The organism is Sporomusa sp. 246TCP1 (assembly GCF_057319775.1).
This window is the reverse complement of sequence record NZ_CM170492.1, coordinates 3,934,859-3,954,291: the sequence shown is the minus strand read 5'-3', so window position 1 is coordinate 3,954,291 and position 19,433 is coordinate 3,934,859. Positions and strand designations below refer to the sequence as shown.

The following is a 19,433-nucleotide window of genomic DNA, read 5'->3' as shown; positions in this document are numbered from 1 at the left end:
TTAAGGTGATGTTTTGATATAGAAGATAAAACTAGGTTATTTTAAGGGGGAATACGCGTGGCAGAAGATATAGTAGTAAAGTTGACGGCTGATTTTTTTAAGACACTGGCTCATCCTGTACGACTTAGAATTCTTCAGAGCCTGGAACAGGGTGAACGCTGTGTGTGCGAGATTATTGAAGAACTGGACATTGAACAGTCTAATTTGTCACAGCATTTGAGCAACTTGAAGAAACAAGGGATAATCGACTCTCGCAAAGATGGTCAAAAGGTAATTTATCGAATCGTTTATCCCTCTGTACTTGAAATAGTTAGTGCAGCGGAAAAAACATTAAGTGAACAGATTGGTGCTAGTCAGAGTATATTGAAATTTTTAAAATAATCTCATGCTTTTTCTTACTTTAGCATAAAACAAACAGCACACTTTTACGTGCTGTTTGTTTTATTATGAGTAGGATGTTTCCCTGAAAAATGCTTGACGATCATGATTAAAATCGAATATAATCATATACGAAAGGATCTTTTTTATAACTCAAAAGATGGAACCCAATAGGTAGAGAGGTGGAACTAGTGGATATTGTAGAAATACTCAAGGCATTAGCTGATGAAACAAGAATTAGAATTTTGAACTTGCTATATGGGGAGACTCTATGTGTTTGTGATTTGGAAGAGATATTAAAACTTAGCCAGTCCAACGCCTCTCGCCATATAACTAAATTAAAACAAGCCAAGCTCATTGTCGGCGAAAAACAGGCCCAGTGGATATACTATCAGGTCAATGAAAAAATACTTGAACAGTACTCTTTTGTGAAGGAACTGCTGTCCAAGGAAATGGAGAACGATCCGCAACGCCAAAAGGACGTGGCAAGACTGAAAAAATACCGGGAACTAGGCGGTTGCTGTGAGCTGGCCGTAAAAATTATTGACGATTAAGACAAGTGTTGCTCGCTGCCGAATCGTTTTAGCATTCTAAATAGTTGCTCGGTTGCGTAATAAATTAACAAAGGAAGGAGAGTGGTGATTGTCTGGACTTTTGGTACTTTAAGGAATCATAAAGAAGTGAAGGGGGAGTAGTAAAATGGCACAGGCTCAAAAACGATTATCTTTCCTGGACCAGTATTTGACATTGTGGATTTTTCTGGCGATGGCTATTGGAGTTGGCGGCGGTTATCTCTTTCCAGGGATGGCTGCGTGGCTGGATTCCCTGTCAATTGGTACAACATCAATTCCGATTGCGGTTGGTCTAATTGTAATGATGTATCCGCCATTAGCGAAGGTTAAATATGAGGAAATCGGCAAGGTATTTAGTAACGGCAAGGTTGTAGTACTGTCACTGGTGCAAAACTGGATAATCGGTCCGGTGTTAATGTTTGTACTGGCTATATCCTTTTTAGCAGATAAACCAGACTACATGGTTGGCTTAATACTTATTGGCTTGGCTCGTTGTATCGCCATGGTAATTATCTGGAATTCACTGGCAGAAGGCGACAATGAATATGCGGCTGCACTGGTAGCACTTAATTCAATTTTTCAACTGGTATTATATTCGGTGTTTGCCTATTTCTTCATCACTGTACTGCCGGGCTGGATTGGCTTTACAGGTATGCAAATCCAGGTATCTATGAAGGATGTTGCGATGAGTGTGGCAATATATCTGGGTATTCCCTTTGTGGCCGGATATTTGACAAGACGTATCTTATTGCCAGCAAAGGGGCGTGAATGGTACGAACAGAGTTTTATACCTAAGATTAGTCCACTGGCATTACTAGCGTTACTCTTTACCATAGTAATTATGTTTTCTCTAAAAGGCAGCTATATTATTAAACTACCGCTGGATGTGGTGCGTATTGCCATTCCGCTCATTATCTATTTCGGCATTATGTTCTTAGTATCTTTTTTCATAAGCCATCGTGTGGGAGTCAACTATGAGCAGACAACTACATTATCGTTTACGGCAGCCAGTAATAATTTTGAACTAGCGATTGCAGTGGCTGTAGCCATTTTTGGTATAAATTCAGGTCAGGCCTTTGCCGCTGTTATTGGGCCGCTTATTGAGGTGCCGGTTATGATTGGCTTAGTTAATGTCGCGTTGCGCTTTCGAAAGTATTTTGTGGTTCCAGATAAACAATAATTTGCAGTTGGTGATGAAGTTGCGATGCTTGTGCAGCCAACTATAGGATAATAACAGTCCCTCCATGAAGTGTATCATTAATATGGCCTTTGGTAATAGCAAAAGGAGTAGTTGCAGAGTAAACGCAGCTACTCCTTTATAGTAGTGACAATTATTTTATCAGTTCATGATGGTGATCAATTGATTGTAAGTTTGCTTGATGGTACATCTTATTCTATAGTATCTTTTTTAAAAACCTGATACAGGGCAGAACTGAAAATTTGGATTCCTTCCAATGTTGTCTCACGCTTGTTTTCAGGGATAATTTCTAAAACGGCTTCAAAATAGCGGCGCGAGTTAAATTCTATCTCCTGATAAACTTTTTGCCCTTTTTTTGTGAGTTCAATATCTACGTAGCGGCGGTCATCTGGATTTGGGTTACGATCAAGGTAGCCTTTGTTTACCAAGTCGTCTACGGTTCTACTTACTGCACTTTTAGTTATATTTAGCCGAGTTGCAAGTTCATTCACAGAAATTTTGTTTTCTTGTGCTGTTTCCCAGATTACATGACACTGAGCATACGTACAATCATAGCAAAAAGTTTTTTTACCTTCCAAGACTCCTAAACTTCTCATAAAAATTTTTATAGCATTTCTCATAGTAGAAATGTTTTGGGGTTCCTTTGTCATTTTATCGACCATCTTTCTTTGTGTAATTTCAAAGCGGTTATTACGGTATACTGTTGACTGTGTGAACAGTTGATGATACAATTTGATTATACTTATATTTGGCAATCGTGTAAATATAAAATAGTAAAGATTTGTATAACAAAGGTAAAGAAGGAACTTTCCTGTCTATCTGGCACGCTATCAGGGCAGAAGGGTTAGAATAAGAGAAAGGTGGTCTTAGATATGTCAGCAAAATGTTGTTCTTGTGGAATTGCTGATCGATTAGGTGATGGAAAGTTGTGGTGTCTTAAATATAAGTTCGAAATATCAGATGTTATTGCCGAAGAAAAGTCTAATTGCTATTATTTTATTGAGCCCCAGGTTGAGGATGGAGAACCTTTGACAGCGGCTCAAACGTTAATGCTTAAAGAATGCGAACTGGCTTCCCGGCGAATGCGCGGACCGGTATAGAATTAGATAAAGGCAACTCAATTTTACCCGGTTAAGCCGGGTTTTCTGCTAGTTAAATAAGTTGGGAGAGGATGTATTTTGGATAAAAAAATACCAGTTATCATTCCGTGCTGTGGCATTGATTCTGTTTATGGCCTAATGACTCAAGAAATAGCATTGAAGGTGAAAGAAGCGATGAATAAGCAGGCGGAATTGTTTGGCTTAGCCTGTCTGGTAAATGGAGAAACAGAGGCGGTACAAACAATAGCAAATACACCGTGCATTGTCATCAATGGATGTAATAAAGAGTGTGCGACCAACATTGTCGATATAATGGGTGGCGATATTGATATTGAGTATAGTATTGATCGCCTAGTGGCCGGAGTTGATACTGCAAGTCTAGGCACCATTGTTAGACTAAGCGAAAGTGGAGAAAGGCAAGTCTGTGAAATAGCTAGTAAACTAATAGCTAACTTAAAACTTACCGAAAAGGTGGCGGAGAAATGATAGTGCACCCCAAAACAATCGGTATTATTGCTTGCTGTGGCAGCGAATGCACAGGTGGTTATATCTCCCGGGCTGTAGCCGCAAGAATCGTGAACGAATTGAGAGCAACAAAGGTAGTTACAATCAGTCTTCCACGTCTGCTTATCGGTACTGCCAATGAAAAGAGATTTTCCATAAATCATCCTACGATTACCCTTGATGGCTGTGCTAAAGCTTGTACCAGAAAGGCCGTTGAAAAGTACTGCTTTAAACCGATAGTCGGGATAAATATAGGCGATCTTATAGGCGAGCAAGAAGTTCTTGCCACTTTTAATGGAGATCATAGGTACATGTCTGAAATTGATAAAGTTTCAGGTATTGTTACGCATGTGCTGGACTCAGTGGCTGCCATGTACGAAAAAGCCAAGGCTGCTCAGAACAACAATTGTGACGGGGGAACCTGTGATTGCGGTTGCGGCGGTAGCAGTTGCGGCTGTGGGTGTGAGAGTGGTAGCAAGGATGCACCTGTCAGCGACCAAACGATTACTAGCGAACCAAATAGGGATGGTATTGTAATTTATACGAAAACAGGTTGCCCGTTCTGCGCTAAGGTACTGCAAGAATATTGGGAGAAAGGGATTGCATTTCAAGAAGTCAACACAAGTGTGTACGACTGGGCTAAGAAATTGTGTAAAGATCGATATGGTTCTGATAAAGTACCTGTCATTGTCAAAGATGGAGTCGCAATACAAATTGGCGATGTTGAGGGTAAGGGCTGACAAATGTGATAGGTTGACCGTGAGTCAACAATAACGCTTGAGGTATAGCCGTTGTTTTGGCATATTGAGGAGGGTCTGCATGTTCAAGCAAAAGAAAACTTTGGTATTGATACTTATATTAGTTATCATCGGGGCAGGAAGCTTAGTATGGAAACGGAGTCATGACCTTGCTGCTATAGCAAAACCAATGGCTAGAGCTATTCCGGTACAGGTGGCTATTGCTAAGCCAGGGACGATTGATATGCAGGCCCATTATTTGGGTAAGATAGAGTCTGCTATTTCTGTAGAACTATCATCACGCATAACGGCAAATGTCGTAGGAGTAACCAAACGTGAGGGCGATAAGGTAACAAAAGGAGAGGAACTAATCTACTTAGACGATTTGACATTGGCAAATAAAACCCGGGCGTCTGAGGCTAGCTTACGGTCCGCACAAAGTGCCCTAGTAGCCGCTGAAAGCTATTATCAAACAAAAAAGGCTAGTTTTGAACGGAGCCGGCGGCTATATTCCCAAGCTGCGATCGCTCAGGAAACCTATGAACAGTCACAGACTGAGGCTGATAATGCCTATAGCCAAATGGTTGCTGCCAGGGAAAACATTCAGGTGTATCAGGCAAACCTAGAGGCCAATGTAGCCGAGCAAGGCTATTCCAGAATCATATCGTCAATTGATGGCGTTGTCACTAAACGGCTGATAGAACCGGGTGATATGGCTGTTCCTGGTAAAGCCTTGATGTCATTGCAAGCTCTCAATCAGGGATACAAAATAACCGCCCAGGTTCCCCAGGAAGTCGTGCGTTCTTTAACATCTGGATCAAAGGCATTGCTATCGCATGATGATCAGCAAATGAGTGCCACTATTCAGAAAATATACCCATCTTTAGATCAAGCAAGTTTAGCCACAATTGAAATAAGGCAAGACGAATTACCCTTTGGGTTGCCTATGGGTGCGGTGATTGGAGTAGATATTGTATTAAATCAGGTAAACGGCATTGTTGTACCGGTGGACTCTTTAATTACTAATAGCAAAGGAACTTTTGTAGTGGTTGTAGATGCTAATGAAGCTGCCTGTCAGCTACCTGTTCAGGTCGTTGGTCGTAACGCCCAGACTGCAGCAATCAGCGGAATGCAACCCAATGATCGTGTAGTTGTTGGTCAGGAGAACCAATTAATGCAATTGACGACAGGTAAAAAAGTACTCATTATCCAGGACAGGAGTGAAAGTAATTGAGTGCTTTGACTCTAAAATACCTGGAGAAACCCTACTTAGTATTGTCATTTGTCTTATTAATGGCTATTGTGGGAATTATTGGCTATGTTAAGATGCCGCTTAATATGTATCCAGATAGTGACCATCCACAAATCACAATTATTACTGTTGAAACTGGAGCTTCGGCATCAGACGTTGAAACAAAAATCGGACGAACCATAGAAAAAGAAATGGCTACCCTAGGTGAAGTTTTGAAAGTAACCTCAGTGAGTAAGGATGAGGTATCGGTAGTAACCGTTGAGTTTGACTATACTAAAACCCTGGATTCGGCTGCCACAGACGTATCTAATGCACTCAGCAAAATTACCGGAAAATTGCCTGCCGACATTCGCCAGCCGCAAATCTTTAAAATTAGTCAGGCAACACAGCCAACGCTTATTCTGGCGCTTTCACCAAAAGAAAACTCAATCTTAGACATGAGTCAAATCCGTCAGCTTGCCGACAACGAAATCAAAGAAGAATTATTGCGTGTTCCTGGAATTGCGCAAGTTGAGGTATTTGGTGGTTTTCAACCAGAGTATAAAATTATTGTTAAACCGGATCTTCTGGCGTTCCATTCGCTGATAATTAGTGATGTAGCAACAGCACTCAGTGCAAATAACGTCAATGTACCCAACGGCCTGATCATAAAATCTTCTGGGCAATATTTGCTTAAAACACAAGGAGAATTCAAACATCCCGAAGAGGCGAATCATATTATCATTGCTCGTAAGCAGACCGGAGATGTCTATCTGCGGGACGTGGCCGAGATTACCCGCGGGATTGTTGAGCCGCAATCAGGTTATCACGGAAATGGTCAACAAGCCATCGGTTTGAGTATTTTGCGTGCTCCTTCAGGAGTTGCCATGGATAGTATCACTGCTGTAGAAAAATATCTGCCTATACTCAAAGATAAATATCCGGGGATTCAGTTTGCAATTAGTGATACCCAGGGAACCCTTATTCGCACAAGTGTCAGTAATATGGAGGAATCCTTGTTCGAGGCAATTTTGCTGACTGTAGGCGTAGTCTTTTTGTTTCTTGCCAATATGCGCATCACGTTATTAGCCGCTGTTTCAATTCCTTTTACCTATCTTATTACCTTCGGAATCATGTGGTTAATCGGTTATGAGCTAAATACGGTAACCTTTACCGGCATTATTCTCGCAGTCGGGATGCTGCTTGATGATGCGATTGTTGTGCTTGAAAATATTGCACGGCATTATGAGCGAATGCCTGATAGAATTAAAGAAGCCACCTTCGGTGGAACAGAAGAGGTTTTGCTGGCAATCTTCTCAGGAACGTATGCTACTGTAATGGTATTGTTGCCGATCATTTTCATTGGTGGCTATGTTCAGGCTACAATGCGTCCATTCATTATGTCAATGTGTATTGCTTTGGTAGTATCGTATGTGGTATCTGTTACTATAATACCCATACTGGCCCCCATGTTATTACGTCAATCCTTCCGGCCTAATCGAGCCGAGCAGATTGTGCTATGGTTTGATGAAAAAGTGGTAACCGTTATCCAAAATACATATGTTCGACTTGTTGATGTTGCCTTGCGCCATAGGTTGGCTTTTTTAGCAGGCGGTATGGCACTGTTTATGATAAGCGCCAGTCTGATGCCAATCCTGGGACGGGATCTAATGTCTTCCATGGACGCCGGTATTATTAAAATTAACTTTGAAACCGATACAGATATGTCCCTGGCGGCCACTGAGCAAGTAGCAACAAAGATAGAGCAAGTGATTGCCGAGGTGCCTGGTGTTGACTCTGTCTCGACAATCATGGGTTCTGAAGCAGGAATTGTCAGCTTTGGCAGTGGAAAGATACCTCAGCAGGGATATATAACAATTAATCTTGTTGACAGATTTAAAAGAAGTCAGACCATCTGGGAGATTGAAAACAAACTGCGTACACAGTTTGCGCAAATACCAGGGCTAAAATATGTAGATGTTTACGATTTTGGCGCAACAGCTATGGCGAGTATAAAGGCCCCGGTATCGCTGCTTATTACCGGACCAGACCGCATGGTACTAGATTCAATCGGGGAACAAGTATATGATCGAATGGTAAACGTTCCCGGCCTTACCAGTGTATCGCGTAGCTGGACCCATGATAAAGCCGAAATCAACTTCGTGTTGAATAAGGAAAAGTGCTCGCTGTATGAGATATCTCCTGCCAATGTATCAAACCAAATTGCCAATGTGGTTGGCGGGATGTCTGCCTCAACCTTCCGCATTGATCAGGAAGACGGCATAGGACTAAGAATTTCTTATCCGGCAGAACAACGTGATCATATAAGTAAGCTAAAAAATGTCATGATTGTTACCCCCAAAGGTTTGACTCCGTTAGAGTCATTAGGAACGTTTTCTCGTAAAAAAATTCCCACCCTTTATACACGGCAAGATATGCAAAACACATTAGAGGTTTATGGCTATCGCGAAAAAACGGCGATTACCTATCTGGATAAAGGTATCCAGAAGGAATTGGCCGACATTGAACTGCCAGAAGGATATGCCATCACCCAAGAAGGTGACCTGCAGCAAATGCAAGCGTCATTTGGGGCCATGAGCGGCGCGATGGGAATTGGCATGTTGCTCCTTTATTTCAGCTTGGTTCCGGCCTTTAGCTCGTTTATTCATCCGATGACCATTATGTCGGCCATTCCATTAGGCATGATTGGTTCTATCTGGGCGCTGATGCTGAGCGGCAAACATTCCTCTATGCCGGCATTTATGGGCATGATTTTGCTTGCCGGGATTGTTGTGAAAAATTCCATCCTTCTCATTGACTTCATTATCGTAGAACGTAGTCAAGGTAGTGATATGAAGCAGGCCATTATGGATAGTGTGAGGGTTAGGACTCGACCAATTTTGATGACTGCGTTTGGAACTGCGTTTGGTATGGCACCGATAGCTTTAGAATGGGCAGTGGGACTGGAGAGACTATCGCCTCTGGCTATTGTAGCTATCGGGGGATTACTTGTTTCTACCTTTTTAACTTTGGTGTTTGTGCCAATATTATATACACTTTTTGAGGATATGAAGGGCAAATTTGGTGGCTTTTTTCGCAGTAATCATGCGGGTATCGCTAAATCTGAGTCAAGTCCAAGATAAGATGTAATTTTCAGTTTTTATCATAGTGGAGAGTAAAAGAAAGTTGTTAGGGGGAAAGGCTATGGTGATAACAATTGAGGATTCTGCTAAAGAATATATTCTACGCAAGTCAGACGACCATACAATTAGTATCAGTATCGCAGAACGCCCGGGTGGAATTCATAATCACGGGGAGGTGAGAGTAGCGAACCAAATCCCGGCTGTGCAGTTAGGGAAAACGGACAAGGCCGTTCATTATTTGCAGACAGACATAGAAGGTATTACCGTTTACTATCATCCAAAGGTAGCACAAGTTTACGGAAAACTAACTGTAAGCATTGAAAAACTCTTCTTTATGAAAAAATTAATTGCCAGAGGTCAAAATTAGTGTACTGTTGCGGGCTTCCTGGCTAATAACAACTATTGCTGAATGGTGGTATTACCAAAACAGTGAACTATGCTCTTACAAAAGAATATCGTATTGGTGGGTTGACGGAATACAATATTGTTGAAGCCCATGATGGCAAAGTGCGGATTCGCCAGGATGACTCCCCCCGACAAATTGGTGTGCAGACAGGCTGGATTAGTCATGCACCGCAACAAATTGTGTGTTTACCATACCGGGTAGTTATTACCCTGGTATCATCAAAGCCAAGTGACATAGATGATATTGTTCGATGATGGATGTTCATTACATAGGGTAATAAAGGAATGAGAATGCTCTGATCTCAAGGAGTGTTCTCTTCTTTTTATGTTGTAGTTCTATTGACAGGATAAGGACTCGAAAAGTTTACATACTTTTAACGTAGCGTGCGTTGACTGTATGTGAGCTGTGACCTATGATAAAAACATATTTATATCGTTGAATATGAAGCATTTAGTTGACAGGAAATTAGATGCAACAGAATTGATAGTAATAATGGAATCTCGGGAGGACTATTCTATGAAGATCGTAATCATCGGCGGTGTAGCCGCAGGCACTTCTGCTGCCGCTAAAGCCAGACGGAATAATGAAGCTGCGCAAATAAAAATATTTGACGATGATAAGGATATATCGTATTCAGGCTGTGGTCTGCCTTACTATATTGGGCCTGAAATTGAAGGACGCAAGCAATTGGTTCCCCGGGATGCGAAGTTCTTTAAGCAGAAATATAATGTTGACGTGTATATAAGCCATCGGGTATTAGAAATTCAGCCACAAACCAAGGTTCTTACTGTCCGGAATTTAATTAGCGGTGAAGTTTTTGCCGAAACGTATGACCGGCTAGTTATTGCCACCGGCGCTCAAGCTGTAGTCCCGGCTATTGAGGGAAGCGACAAACATAACGTGTTCTACTTACGCAATGTCATTAGCGCTGATCGTATTCGCAAATTTGTGCATGAAACAAAGCCAAAGTCGGCGGTCATTGTTGGTTCAGGATTTATTGGACTGGAAATGGCGGAAAATTTAACAGCAAGGGGAATCTCTGTTACTGTTGTTGAACTGGCACAGCACGTTATGCCTGTACTGGACCAGGATATTGCCGTATACTTAGAAGAATATCTTAAAGAGAAGGGAATTACGATCATCGTAAATGACTTCGTTGTTCGTATGGAAGGAAGTTCGCAGGGCAATAAGATTGTGTTAAAAAGCAGTCGTGAATTAGTCGCCGAGCTTGTGGTAATGGCAGTGGGCGTCAGACCAAACGTAGAGTTAGCCCATGCGGCAGGTATTGAACTAGGCGTGACAGGAGCTATTAAAGTCAATACCAAGATGCAAACAAATATAGATGGCATCTATGCCTGTGGTGACTGCACTGAAAGCTATTCACTCATAACCGGCAAGCCGGTTTATCGTCCGCTCGGCTCGACTGCTAACAAGATGGGCCGCATTGTCGGCGATCAAATTACCGGCGGTGACTTACAATTCCGGGGCGGGCTGGGGACTGGCATTTTCAAAGTATTTGATACAGCAGTGGCTCAGACCGGTCTAACCGAAAAGGAAGCCAAGCGCGAGGGCTATGAGGTTGTCGTTTGTCATAACATCAAACCCGATAAACCCGAGTACTTTCATGGACAAGAGATGATCATCAAAGCTGTGGCTGACAAAAAGACCGGTAAGGTTTTGGGTGCACAAATTGTCGGCAAGACCGGAGTGGATAAACGGATTGATGTGCTGGTAACTGCCATTACGTTTGGTGCGAAAGTCGAGGACTTGTTCCATTTAGACCTGGCCTATGCACCGCCGTTTTCTACGACCAAAGACCCGATAATGTATACTGGCATGATTCTAGACAATGCACTCAGGCGTGGCCGAAAGCTGATTACTCCGGCAGAGTTACAGGAAAAAGTAGAGCATGGTGAAGAAGTCCAGATTATTGATGCTCGCATAGCGAAGCAATATCAGGAGGACCATGTGGAAGGGGCTAGAAACCTTTCTCAGGAACACATCCGGACAGAGATAGACTCTATCGACAAAGAAAAAGTAACTGTTACGTACTGTAATAAAGGCGTGACTGGGAATGCAGCTCAAAATATTTTGCTTAATCATGGCGTTAAACAGGTGTTTAACCTCTCGGGTGGATATAAGAATTACGATAAGCAAAGTAAAAAATAAATATCGATTATTTAGAGCAAGCTGGCACGCAAGAGTACGTGCCAGCTTATTTATGTTCATAGAGGAAAAATTTAGCGAATTTTTTCTCTTTTAGGGTTTTTCCTGACAGAGATGTATGGTATATCCGGATACCGACAAGGTGCTTTGAGATGAGATAATAAGACTGTACAAATATATAAGTAATCTCCGAGCTGCCGCGTGCAGCCGACAGGGTGTTTAAAAGAGGAAACCGGCAATAAACCGCAGGTTTTTTTTACGTGCGCCCAGCGTGAGTGCAATCCATACAAGAAGGGAATTATAGATTTTAGCCCTCAGACGAGTGGAAATATCCAAGCCAGACGGGGGAAGAAGAACATCTAAATCCAAAATGCATACAATATATTAGTTGACGATGGAAACCAATGTGCTATAATAATGGTTGACAATGGAAACTACATTAACGTGAATAGAGGCAAACAATGGACAAAAACATACCGGATGTGTATAACTTAATTCAAGAATTAGCTTGGTATTTTGGAAATCAGGGGTTTAACGGAGAGTGCTGTGAAGATTTATCCTTAGTTGAATTTATGGCACTTAAAAAGGTGTATGAGCATGATAACATTACAATTCAAGAAATAGGGAAGTTATTGAATTGTACCAAAAGCGGAGCAAGTAAAATTATTGATCGCATAGAAAACAAAGGTTATGTTTTGCGGGAACAGTCTTTAATAGATGGTCGGATATGCTGTGTTACAATTACTGTCCAAGGAATAGAGATTATTACAAAAATCGTGGAGAAATATACAGCTTATGTAGGTGAGATGCTAAAAGATCGGGATTCTCAAACGATCGAAAGTGTTAAAAAGGCCTTGGAGATATTGATAACTTCAGTTCGGCGACAAGGATTTATATAGACGTAATTATAAAAAATGGGGGTGGATTTTTGTGAACACTTTTATTGACACAATTCAATATTTTCTTTTTATAATGGCAGAACTTACTGTACTATTCATTGGAATCAGTACAATCATAGCATTAGTATTCATGTATATACCTCAGGATAAATTAAAAACATGGATGTCAGGAAAAGGTCTGTGGGGTAATATAATGGCGGTACTTTTTGGTGCTGTCACACCTTTTTGTGCCTGCTCTACAGTTCCAATGACTCTTGGATTACTGCAAGCCGGAGTTCCTTTTGGTACGGTCATGTCTTTCGTAATTTCATCACCGTTAATGGACCCGCTGGTGTTTACTTTACTTGGTGCATTTATGGGCTGGAAGGTTGCTGTTGGATTCCTGATTTTGACATCAGTATTTTCAGTTGTTTTTGGAGTAATCCTCGAAAAAATGGGCTGGTCTGATCAAGTAAAAAGAGTACGAATGAAAGGAGGTTGCTGCGAAGTTAGCGAGGAAGTCCCAAAAGGATTTAAACACAGACTATATATCTCTTTTTGGAAGGCTTGGGAAGATTACAAAGTGGTTTTTATCTACATGATAATTGGCGTTGGAATTGGGGCGGCTATTTACGGATATTTACCTGCTGATCTGCTTGCAAGAGTTGCCGGAACTGATAATCCATTTGCTGTTATCATTGTAGCCTTAATCGGCATACCTTTGTACATTCGTGTAGAATCGGCTATCCCAATCGGAATTGCTTTAATGGAAAAAGGCGCAAGTATTGGTGCAGTAATGGCATTGATTATCAGTGGAGCAGGTATTGCAATACCGGAGTTAACCATGTTTGCCAGCATATTTAAGAAGAAAATACTTATTGCATTTGTAGTGATTGTATTTGCAATGGCAGTACTATCTGGATTGATTTTTAATATGATTATGTGTTTAGGTTATTGGTAGATTACTATAAAAATAGAAAGGGGAATTTAGTTATGAGTAAGAAACCGAAAAAAAAGGATTTTTTAAACGCTTGTTTGGAGGTAATAAAGACAAAAAAGGCTCGTGCTGTGGTGGTTTCGAGATAGAAGAGATCCCAGATGAAAATGAGAATAATAAGGGTAAAGAAACTCCAAAAGTTAAGAAAGGCAATTGTTGTTGCAAATAATTTTTGATTGAAGGCTTGTAATGTAAAGAAACTGCAAGTACGCCACTTGGCATACTTGCAGTTTCTTAGTAAGGTTTATCCATGTATGTTATGGACTGTTCGCTTAATCCAGGCTGTTTTATTTTTCCCAGGTATCTACATACGTATAGGCAACAGGTACAACAACTAAAGTCAGTAAGGTGGAGGTTAGTAGACCACCAATAACGGCGATGGCCATAGGAGCGTTGGCTTCTGAGCTGGTGCCGATGCCGAGGGCGATAGGTATCATGCCAAGTACGGTAGCGATGGTGGTCATGAGGATTGGACGAAAACGTACCGGCTCAGCGGCAAGCAGCGCTTCGCGGCGGTTATCGACACGGGAGCGGACATCATTGGCGGCGACATTGACATCTGTTCCCCAATTGAATTCAATATCTACCATGGAGCGGCCTTGCATAGAAGAGGCGGAGATTTTGCTAACATTGTTTACGCGAGTCACCGCTTTCTCGATAGGGCGAGAAATGAGGTTCTCAATTTCTTCCGGGCCGGTATTTTCCATGGAGGTTTGCACTACAATGTGCGGCGTAACAATATTGGGCATTAGGTCTACTTTAAGTTTGGTATAAGATAAGAGACCAAGAATTACGGCGGCTAGCACAGCCATGGCAACAGTAACTGGATGCCGGGTGGAGAATTTGGCAATTATCATGATTTATCGCCACCCCGTTTACCAACAGACACTTTGTCATTGTCATTCAGGTTTTCATGTCCCCAGATACCAGACATGGCTACACTTTGGCGAGAGTTGTCAATGATCCAGATGCGAGCATCAAGGTATTAGTCCCTGGTGGCAATTGGGGATAAATAGGGAGTTACTAATTAAATTATTGGAGGAATCTCTAAAGTAAATATGATATTGACCAAATTGGAATATAGTGCTAATATAATTTTATAAAGATATTATAAAATTATAATATCATTATTTAATTATGAGGAGGCTTCTATTATGAGTGGATGTAATTGTGGTGGTGGAGTGCCAGAGGCGTCAAGAATCATGTATCCTTGTGACGGCTGTGCCGATGTTGGCGAGGTATCGGATCAGGTATGCCGTAAACTGAGGCGGGAAGGCTTTGCTCAAGCTAGTATGAGCTGTCTTAGCGGCATTGCAGCACACATGCAGCCGTTTATTGACGCAGCAAAAAAAGCCAATCAAGTAGTTGCAGTTGACGGTTGTCCGGTGGGGTGCGCCAAAAAGGTGCTCGAACATGTTGAAATATCACCAGTTTCTTATGTCCTCACGCAAATGGGTCTTGAAAAAGGCAAGACGGAAGTGACTCAGCAGGTAATTGATGAAATCAGTGAAAAGATAAAAGCAGACTTGAGTACTAAATAAATTTATTATCAATTACGGGGATAAAGGGAATATTAGCGATAATGCTTTTTGAAGCGAGGAGGTTTTTTTGTGAAGGTTGAAGTATTAGGAATGGGTTGTGCAAAATGCAATACGCTTACAGAACGAGTGATGGAGGCTTTGGCTGAACTAGGTATTACCGCAGAGCTTGTTAAAGTGGATAACATGAAAGATATCATGGCCTACGGAGTTATGACTACACCGGCACTTGTTGTGGATGGTGTTGTTAAAGTGAAAGGGAAAGTTCCAACAAAGGATGAAATAAAAGCATTTATTCAAGGCTAATCTTACTACACACTACAGACTTTATGTTGCAATTAAACAACCTGGCCAAGCCGGGTTGTTCTTGTCTTATTATAAAAATACGTAAGTGAGGTGTAATAATGTCAGAAGTTCAAAAGTTAATAGCGATCATACTGGTTTTTGGTGCAGCGTATTTCTTGCCCTCTGATAGTGTACGTTTCCAAAGTGCTGTTTTAGAATCTTTTAGTATGCTGCACGATTATGCCCGGGAACATGTGTTATTGTGCTTGGTACCGGCTTTATTTATCGCAGGTGCTGTTTCCACTTTTATAAGGCAGCAGGCCGTAATGAAATATTTGGGGCCAGACGCTAATAAAGTGCTCGCATATTGTGTAGCCTCAGTATCTGGCACTATTCTCGCAGTTTGTTCATGTACGGTTCTGCCGCTGTTTGCGGGTATTTATACTCGCGGTGCAGGCATCGGTCCGGCAACAGCTTTTTTATATTCGGGTCCAGCCATTAATGTTCTTGCTATTATACTTACGGCCCGGGTATTGGGTTTTGAGATGGGGGTTGCCAGAGCTGTTGGCGCAATATTTTTCTCGGTTATAATTGGTTTATGTATGGCTTTTATTTACCGGAAAGAGGAGGCTGACAAGCAAGCGGGATTTGCATTGGACGAAATTGAAGAACCAAACCGGATACTAGGGCAGGAAATCATTTACTTTGGCAGTATGGTAGCCTTGTTGGTATTTGCCAATTGGGGAAAACCCGTGGAGGCTGCAGGATTTTTTGCAACTATTTATTCTTACAAATGGATATTGGCTGGAATTAGTTTAGTCTCTGTTATCTATACCTCAATAGCATGGTTTGATAAGAAGGAACGCTTGGAATGGCGTGATAGCACATGGTTTTTTACAAAACAAATAATGCCACTGCTACTGATAGGGGTCATGATTGCAGGTTTCTTAATGGGGAGACCTGGATTGGACGCAGGAATCATTCCTGATAGTTTTATAAAGACACTGGTAGGAGGTAATAGCTTAGGGGCTAATTTGTTTGCCAGTATTGCCGGTGCATTTATGTATTTTGCAACACTGACTGAAGTGCCGATACTGCAGGGTTTACTAGGATCAGGAATGGGAAAAGGTCCTGCATTAGCCTTGTTATTAGCTGGACCTGCACTTAGTTTACCCAGTATGATAGTATTAAGACAAATTATGGGTACTAAAAAAACGGCAGTGTATGTAACTTTGGTTGTTATTATGGCTACGGTTACAGGAATGATTTACGGAACGTTGTTTTAATTAGGTAATTAATGGGATGCGAGGAATTTAGGCAGGTGAAAGATGTGAATATCTACATTTCCGAGGAGTTTGCGGGCCACTTGAAAAAATTTATTTCAAAACGAGTCCCTAGCCCTCAGGATACCGAAGATATTTTGCAGGAAGTCTACTATAAGATATACAGGAATATTGACAGGCTTAACGACGCCGGCAAGGTGAACGCCTGGATTTTTCAAATCGCCCGCAATGCGATTCACGACTATTATCGCGCCCGCAGGCAGGAAGAACCCTATGCTCAACCACCGGAGCCGGAAGAGGTTAGAGATGACAGCAACGGCAACAAGGACATCTCCAGTTGTCTAAGAGCCATGATTGACCACTTGCCTGACAAAGATAGGGAGGCAATAGTTCTTACAGAGTATAAGGGTCTGACACAAAAGCAATTGGCTGAATTGCTGGGCTTATCCTATTCGGGTGCCAAATCACGTGTACAGCGGGCGCAAAAAAGATTGAGAAAAATGCTCTGTGAGTGTTGCAGCCTGGAACTTGATCGCCGTGGAAACATCATCGAATATAAGCTCAAAAAAAAATCAAATCCGTTTTGCGATTTACAATAAAGGTTGCGTCCTTTTGACGATGTTTCCGTCTTAGTTAATGCGAACCCATTTTATATAATGACGGGAGGAAAGACGGTGAAACAAAATACAAAAGGCTGTGGATGTGGTACGAATTGTTGTACATCCGGGGAGTGCCAGGAAAAGCGATTAGTTATCGAGTTCCTGTATATCGACCTGGAGGTGTGTGACCGGTGTCTGGGGACTGACGCGAGTCTTGAGGATGCCATCACAGAGGTGGCGAACGTTTTGAAGGTAACAGGTTATGAAATTGAAGTTCAAAAGATACTGGTCGAGAGTGAACAACAGGCATTGGAACTAGGATTTGTTAGTTCGCCAACCATCCGCATCAATGGCCAGGATATTCAACTAGACTTCAAGGAAAGCCTTTGTGAATCCTGCGGCGATGTCTGCGGGGAAGATGTTGACTGCAGGGTGTGGACCTGGCAGGGACAAGAATACACCACTCCTCCTAAGGCGATGATTGTCGATGCAATACTAAGACATGTGTACGGGGGGCAGCAAGCGTCTCAACAAGTAAGCAAGGATGTACCTGATAATCTAAAAAAATTCTTTGCGGCAAAAGCGAAAAGATGAGTTATTTCCCAAAAAGGTTGCTGATGTTGGGCTAAAAATGCAGTAGAACTAAGTAAAAAATGAGACCGTTCTAAAAGTTGTTAAGCTTTTAGGATGGCCTCATTTTGGGTTATCTTATTTAGCATTTGCAAGGATATCTTCACTGTTTAATGCCCGAAGCTTACTGGCTGTTTTTTGACAAACAGCAGTTGGTATTCCTCGTCGAAGGATATGACCATTATTATCATTATGTATCTTAATCTAAACTACCTTGACAACTGCTGCCTGCCCCGGCAGTACAGCAATAGCAATGATCGTCAGCCAAGATTTCACTCATTAACTCTTTTGGGGTAAATTCGGCAATTGTTTTCGGTGCACCAATGCGTAGACCAAGCGCCTGATTGAAATCACAGTCGTAAACCGCTCCGTCCCAGCCTATATTGATTTGCGACACACACATGACTTTCTTGAGATTGTCCTTATTGTAATTATCAACAAGCAAATTCATATAAGCAGCAAATTCACCGTTCTTTCCCAAATCTTCTTTAAAACGCCCACATGGTGCGTTTGTGATAGTGAAAAGATGATTAAAATCAATTCCATAATTCTTTTTAAGCTGTTCTTTATAGGCTGCTTGCAATTCCGCCTGCGGTCCTGGCAAGAAGGCACCGCCTGGATTGTATACAAGGTCAAGGACAAGTTCGGTCTTTTCTTTTCCATAGCCAACACTGTTTAATAATTTTAACACACCAATATTACTGTTAAATACGCCATTGCCTCTTTGCGCATTGACATTTTCTTCGCCATAGCAAGGCAACGAGCCAACAAGTTCAAGTTTATTTGCCTTAAATAAATCAACAAAATGCCTATATTTATCTGTGCCCAAAAGCGTCATATTGGTTCTGACTAAAATGCGTTTAACCGTACTAATTTTACGCAGTTCTTCTATCAGCATCGGCAGATGAGGATTCATCTCCGGCGATCCTCCGGTAATATCAACAGTAGCTGCTTTCGCAGCGCTGATAAATTTGAGACACGCTTTCATTGTTTCGGCACTCATTTGTTCGGTGCGATTAGGCCCTGCTTGTACATGGCAATGCTTACACGCCAAATTGCAAACATATCCGACGTTCATCTGTACAATATCGATTTTGTTTCTGACCAATTTTTCCCCAGTTTCTTTGACGCTTTCACAAAATGTTTTCATGTATATCCCCCAGTTCTTTGTTTAGACATTTTCATCTTCTTCCATAAGTAATTCAGCGCACTCATCAGGATTTTGTTTTAGATACTCATTGCCGCGTTGGAATGCTTTCCGCATAGCACCTACCGCTGCGGGATTTTTTGCTAATATATTATCGCTAGCCACTACGACAGAATAAGCTGGGCAAATTTGTGAACCATCGGCAATTATCTTGATTTCACCGGCGTCCTCCAGGCGAGTTATTACCGGCTCCCACATAACAAACTGGCCAATAGCAAATGCTTCACTAACTATTGGTTCCATGTTGAACGGTTGCCATTGTAAATGAAAACCGACCTTTTGTAATTCTTCGTCAATAAAGCCTTTTTTCTTGGCTATCCACATGTGGGCATATTGTGGCAGAGGGACGATGCCCATGCGCATTTCTTTTGCATCCGGTGCTTCATTTTTTTGCTGTGTCCCTATTCTTTTTATAAATAGGATATTTTTAATAATATATCATTTTTTTATCAATTGCAAGATAATTTATAATTGCAATTGAAAGGAGTTTGGTTTTATAATGATGTTTTTTTAGATATTTCAGCATTATTTTTCCTTTCAAAAGTTTAAATATAAGTCTATACTAAAGTATATAGAGTATT

General features: G+C 41.5%; 22 protein-coding genes. 18 read left to right on the top strand and 4 right to left on the bottom strand.

Annotated elements, in window-relative coordinates:
• The first annotated feature begins 57 nt into the window (after positions 1 to 57).
• The 3 genes from AC1ECB_RS18700 to arsB all read left to right on the top strand — a co-directional run bounded on the left by AC1ECB_RS18700 (position 58) and on the right by arsB (position 2,130).
• A complete protein-coding gene (locus AC1ECB_RS18700) occupies positions 58 to 381 on the top strand; it encodes an ArsR/SmtB family transcription factor (protein ID WP_485665198.1) in 324 nt (107 codons plus the stop codon).
• 188 nt (positions 382 to 569) lie between these two features.
• Entirely contained in the window at positions 570 to 932 is a 363-nt protein-coding gene (locus AC1ECB_RS18695; RefSeq protein ID WP_485665197.1) for an ArsR/SmtB family transcription factor, read from the top strand.
• Between the two features lie 145 nt (positions 933 to 1,077).
• Entirely contained in the window at positions 1,078 to 2,130 is a 1,053-nt protein-coding gene (arsB, locus tag AC1ECB_RS18690; RefSeq protein ID WP_485665196.1) for an ACR3 family arsenite efflux transporter, read from the top strand.
• Between the two features lie 209 nt (positions 2,131 to 2,339).
• Here the strand turns inward: arsB and AC1ECB_RS18685 are convergent, their stop codons facing one another.
• Positions 2,340 to 2,798, bottom strand: a complete 459-nt coding sequence (locus AC1ECB_RS18685) for a MarR family winged helix-turn-helix transcriptional regulator (RefSeq protein ID WP_485665195.1) — start codon at positions 2,796 to 2,798, stop codon at positions 2,340 to 2,342.
• 222 nt (positions 2,799 to 3,020) lie between these two features.
• Between AC1ECB_RS18685 and AC1ECB_RS18680 the strand changes: the two genes are divergently transcribed.
• The 10 genes from AC1ECB_RS18680 (at position 3,021) to AC1ECB_RS18635 (ending at position 13,274) form a co-directional block, all read left to right on the top strand.
• Complete coding sequence (locus AC1ECB_RS18680; RefSeq protein WP_485665194.1) at positions 3,021 to 3,248, top strand: hypothetical protein; 228 nt, start codon at positions 3,021 to 3,023, stop codon at positions 3,246 to 3,248.
• Positions 3,249 to 3,326: 78 nt separating this feature from the next.
• A complete protein-coding gene (locus AC1ECB_RS18675) occupies positions 3,327 to 3,734 on the top strand; it encodes a putative zinc-binding protein (protein WP_485665193.1) in 408 nt (135 codons plus the stop codon).
• Positions 3,731 to 4,492, top strand: coding sequence for a glutaredoxin domain-containing protein (locus AC1ECB_RS18670; protein WP_485665192.1), 762 nt, complete (start codon positions 3,731 to 3,733; stop codon positions 4,490 to 4,492). Before AC1ECB_RS18675 ends, AC1ECB_RS18670 begins: the two co-directional genes overlap by 4 nt.
• Before the next feature lie 79 nt (positions 4,493 to 4,571).
• Positions 4,572 to 5,723 carry an efflux RND transporter periplasmic adaptor subunit gene (locus tag AC1ECB_RS18665; protein ID WP_485665191.1) on the top strand — a complete coding sequence of 384 codons (1,152 nt, stop codon included), beginning with the start codon at positions 4,572 to 4,574 and terminating at the stop codon, positions 5,721 to 5,723.
• Positions 5,720 to 8,863: an efflux RND transporter permease subunit gene (locus AC1ECB_RS18660; RefSeq protein WP_485665190.1), complete on the top strand. Its 3,144-nt coding sequence runs from the start codon at positions 5,720 to 5,722 to the stop codon at positions 8,861 to 8,863. Before AC1ECB_RS18665 ends, AC1ECB_RS18660 begins: the two co-directional genes overlap by 4 nt.
• Before the next feature lie 61 nt (positions 8,864 to 8,924).
• On the top strand, positions 8,925 to 9,230 hold the full coding sequence (locus AC1ECB_RS18655) for a CC/Se motif family (seleno)protein (RefSeq protein WP_485665189.1): 306 nt from the start codon (positions 8,925 to 8,927) through the stop codon (positions 9,228 to 9,230).
• 62 nt (positions 9,231 to 9,292) lie between these two features.
• Positions 9,293 to 9,523: a NusG domain II-containing protein gene (locus tag AC1ECB_RS18650; RefSeq protein ID WP_485665188.1), complete on the top strand. Its 231-nt coding sequence runs from the start codon at positions 9,293 to 9,295 to the stop codon at positions 9,521 to 9,523.
• Between the two features lie 262 nt (positions 9,524 to 9,785).
• The gene (locus AC1ECB_RS18645; RefSeq protein WP_485665187.1) at positions 9,786 to 11,438 is read left to right on the top strand and encodes an FAD-dependent oxidoreductase; all 1,653 of its coding nucleotides are present in this window, start codon (positions 9,786 to 9,788) and stop codon (positions 11,436 to 11,438) included.
• Between the two features lie 458 nt (positions 11,439 to 11,896).
• Positions 11,897 to 12,334, top strand: a complete 438-nt coding sequence (locus AC1ECB_RS18640) for a MarR family winged helix-turn-helix transcriptional regulator (RefSeq protein WP_485665186.1) — start codon at positions 11,897 to 11,899, stop codon at positions 12,332 to 12,334.
• A gap of 31 nt (positions 12,335 to 12,365) precedes the next feature.
• Positions 12,366 to 13,274: a permease gene (locus AC1ECB_RS18635; RefSeq protein ID WP_485665185.1), complete on the top strand. Its 909-nt coding sequence runs from the start codon at positions 12,366 to 12,368 to the stop codon at positions 13,272 to 13,274.
• 323 nt (positions 13,275 to 13,597) lie between these two features.
• Here AC1ECB_RS18635 and AC1ECB_RS18630 read toward each other — a convergent pair whose 3' ends face one another.
• The gene (locus tag AC1ECB_RS18630) at positions 13,598 to 14,167 is read right to left on the bottom strand and encodes an efflux RND transporter permease subunit (protein WP_485665184.1); all 570 of its coding nucleotides are present in this window, start codon (positions 14,165 to 14,167) and stop codon (positions 13,598 to 13,600) included.
• Positions 14,168 to 14,464: 297 nt separating this feature from the next.
• Between AC1ECB_RS18630 and AC1ECB_RS18625 the strand changes: the two genes are divergently transcribed.
• The 5 genes from AC1ECB_RS18625 to AC1ECB_RS18605 all read left to right on the top strand — a co-directional run bounded on the left by AC1ECB_RS18625 (position 14,465) and on the right by AC1ECB_RS18605 (position 17,609).
• Entirely contained in the window at positions 14,465 to 14,851 is a 387-nt protein-coding gene (locus tag AC1ECB_RS18625; protein ID WP_485665183.1) for a putative zinc-binding protein, read from the top strand.
• A gap of 69 nt (positions 14,852 to 14,920) precedes the next feature.
• Positions 14,921 to 15,154, top strand: coding sequence for a thioredoxin family protein (locus AC1ECB_RS18620; RefSeq protein ID WP_485665182.1), 234 nt, complete (start codon positions 14,921 to 14,923; stop codon positions 15,152 to 15,154).
• Between the two features lie 98 nt (positions 15,155 to 15,252).
• Positions 15,253 to 16,419: a permease gene (locus tag AC1ECB_RS18615; protein ID WP_485665181.1), complete on the top strand. Its 1,167-nt coding sequence runs from the start codon at positions 15,253 to 15,255 to the stop codon at positions 16,417 to 16,419.
• 11 nt (positions 16,420 to 16,430) lie between these two features.
• Positions 16,431 to 17,015 (top strand): RNA polymerase sigma factor SigZ, encoded by a 585-nt coding sequence (gene sigZ, locus AC1ECB_RS18610; RefSeq protein ID WP_485665180.1) that lies wholly within the window; start codon positions 16,431 to 16,433, stop codon positions 17,013 to 17,015.
• 75 nt (positions 17,016 to 17,090) lie between these two features.
• Positions 17,091 to 17,609 (top strand): DUF2703 domain-containing protein, encoded by a 519-nt coding sequence (locus AC1ECB_RS18605; RefSeq protein ID WP_485665179.1) that lies wholly within the window; start codon positions 17,091 to 17,093, stop codon positions 17,607 to 17,609.
• Between the two features lie 235 nt (positions 17,610 to 17,844).
• On the opposite strand, the gene arsS is transcribed toward AC1ECB_RS18605, so the two are convergent.
• A complete protein-coding gene (gene arsS, locus AC1ECB_RS18600) occupies positions 17,845 to 18,795 on the bottom strand; it encodes an arsenosugar biosynthesis radical SAM (seleno)protein ArsS (protein ID WP_485665178.1) in 951 nt (316 codons plus the stop codon).
• Positions 18,796 to 18,816: 21 nt separating this feature from the next.
• Positions 18,817 to 19,215 carry an ABC transporter substrate-binding protein gene (locus AC1ECB_RS18595; protein WP_485665177.1) on the bottom strand — a complete coding sequence of 133 codons (399 nt, stop codon included), beginning with the start codon at positions 19,213 to 19,215 and terminating at the stop codon, positions 18,817 to 18,819.
• Positions 19,216 to 19,433 lie beyond the last annotated feature (218 nt).

Excerpts from the sequence above, each read along its gene's own strand:
- AC1ECB_RS18655 (WP_485665189.1), top strand. The coding sequence starts at position 8,925 with ATGGTGATAACAATTGAGGATTCTGCTAAAGAATATATTCTACGCAAG.
- AC1ECB_RS18645 (WP_485665187.1), top strand. The coding sequence starts at position 9,786 with ATGAAGATCGTAATCATCGGCGGTGTAGCCGCAGGCACTTCTGCTGCC.
- AC1ECB_RS18625 (WP_485665183.1), top strand. The coding sequence starts at position 14,465 with ATGAGTGGATGTAATTGTGGTGGTGGAGTGCCAGAGGCGTCAAGAATC.
- AC1ECB_RS18680 (WP_485665194.1), top strand. The coding sequence starts at position 3,021 with ATGTCAGCAAAATGTTGTTCTTGTGGAATTGCTGATCGATTAGGTGAT.
- AC1ECB_RS18685 (WP_485665195.1), bottom strand. The coding sequence starts at position 2,798 with ATGACAAAGGAACCCCAAAACATTTCTACTATGAGAAATGCTATAAAA.
- AC1ECB_RS18665 (WP_485665191.1), top strand. The coding sequence starts at position 4,572 with ATGTTCAAGCAAAAGAAAACTTTGGTATTGATACTTATATTAGTTATC.
- AC1ECB_RS18595 (WP_485665177.1), bottom strand. The coding sequence starts at position 19,215 with ATGCGCATGGGCATCGTCCCTCTGCCACAATATGCCCACATGTGGATA.
- AC1ECB_RS18630 (WP_485665184.1), bottom strand. The coding sequence starts at position 14,167 with ATGATAATTGCCAAATTCTCCACCCGGCATCCAGTTACTGTTGCCATG.
- arsB (WP_485665196.1), top strand. The coding sequence starts at position 1,078 with ATGGCACAGGCTCAAAAACGATTATCTTTCCTGGACCAGTATTTGACA.
- sigZ (WP_485665180.1), top strand. The coding sequence starts at position 16,431 with ATGGGATGCGAGGAATTTAGGCAGGTGAAAGATGTGAATATCTACATT.
- AC1ECB_RS18615 (WP_485665181.1), top strand. The coding sequence starts at position 15,253 with ATGTCAGAAGTTCAAAAGTTAATAGCGATCATACTGGTTTTTGGTGCA.
- AC1ECB_RS18670 (WP_485665192.1), top strand. The coding sequence starts at position 3,731 with ATGATAGTGCACCCCAAAACAATCGGTATTATTGCTTGCTGTGGCAGC.
- arsS (WP_485665178.1), bottom strand. The coding sequence starts at position 18,795 with ATGAAAACATTTTGTGAAAGCGTCAAAGAAACTGGGGAAAAATTGGTC.
- AC1ECB_RS18640 (WP_485665186.1), top strand. The coding sequence starts at position 11,897 with ATGGACAAAAACATACCGGATGTGTATAACTTAATTCAAGAATTAGCT.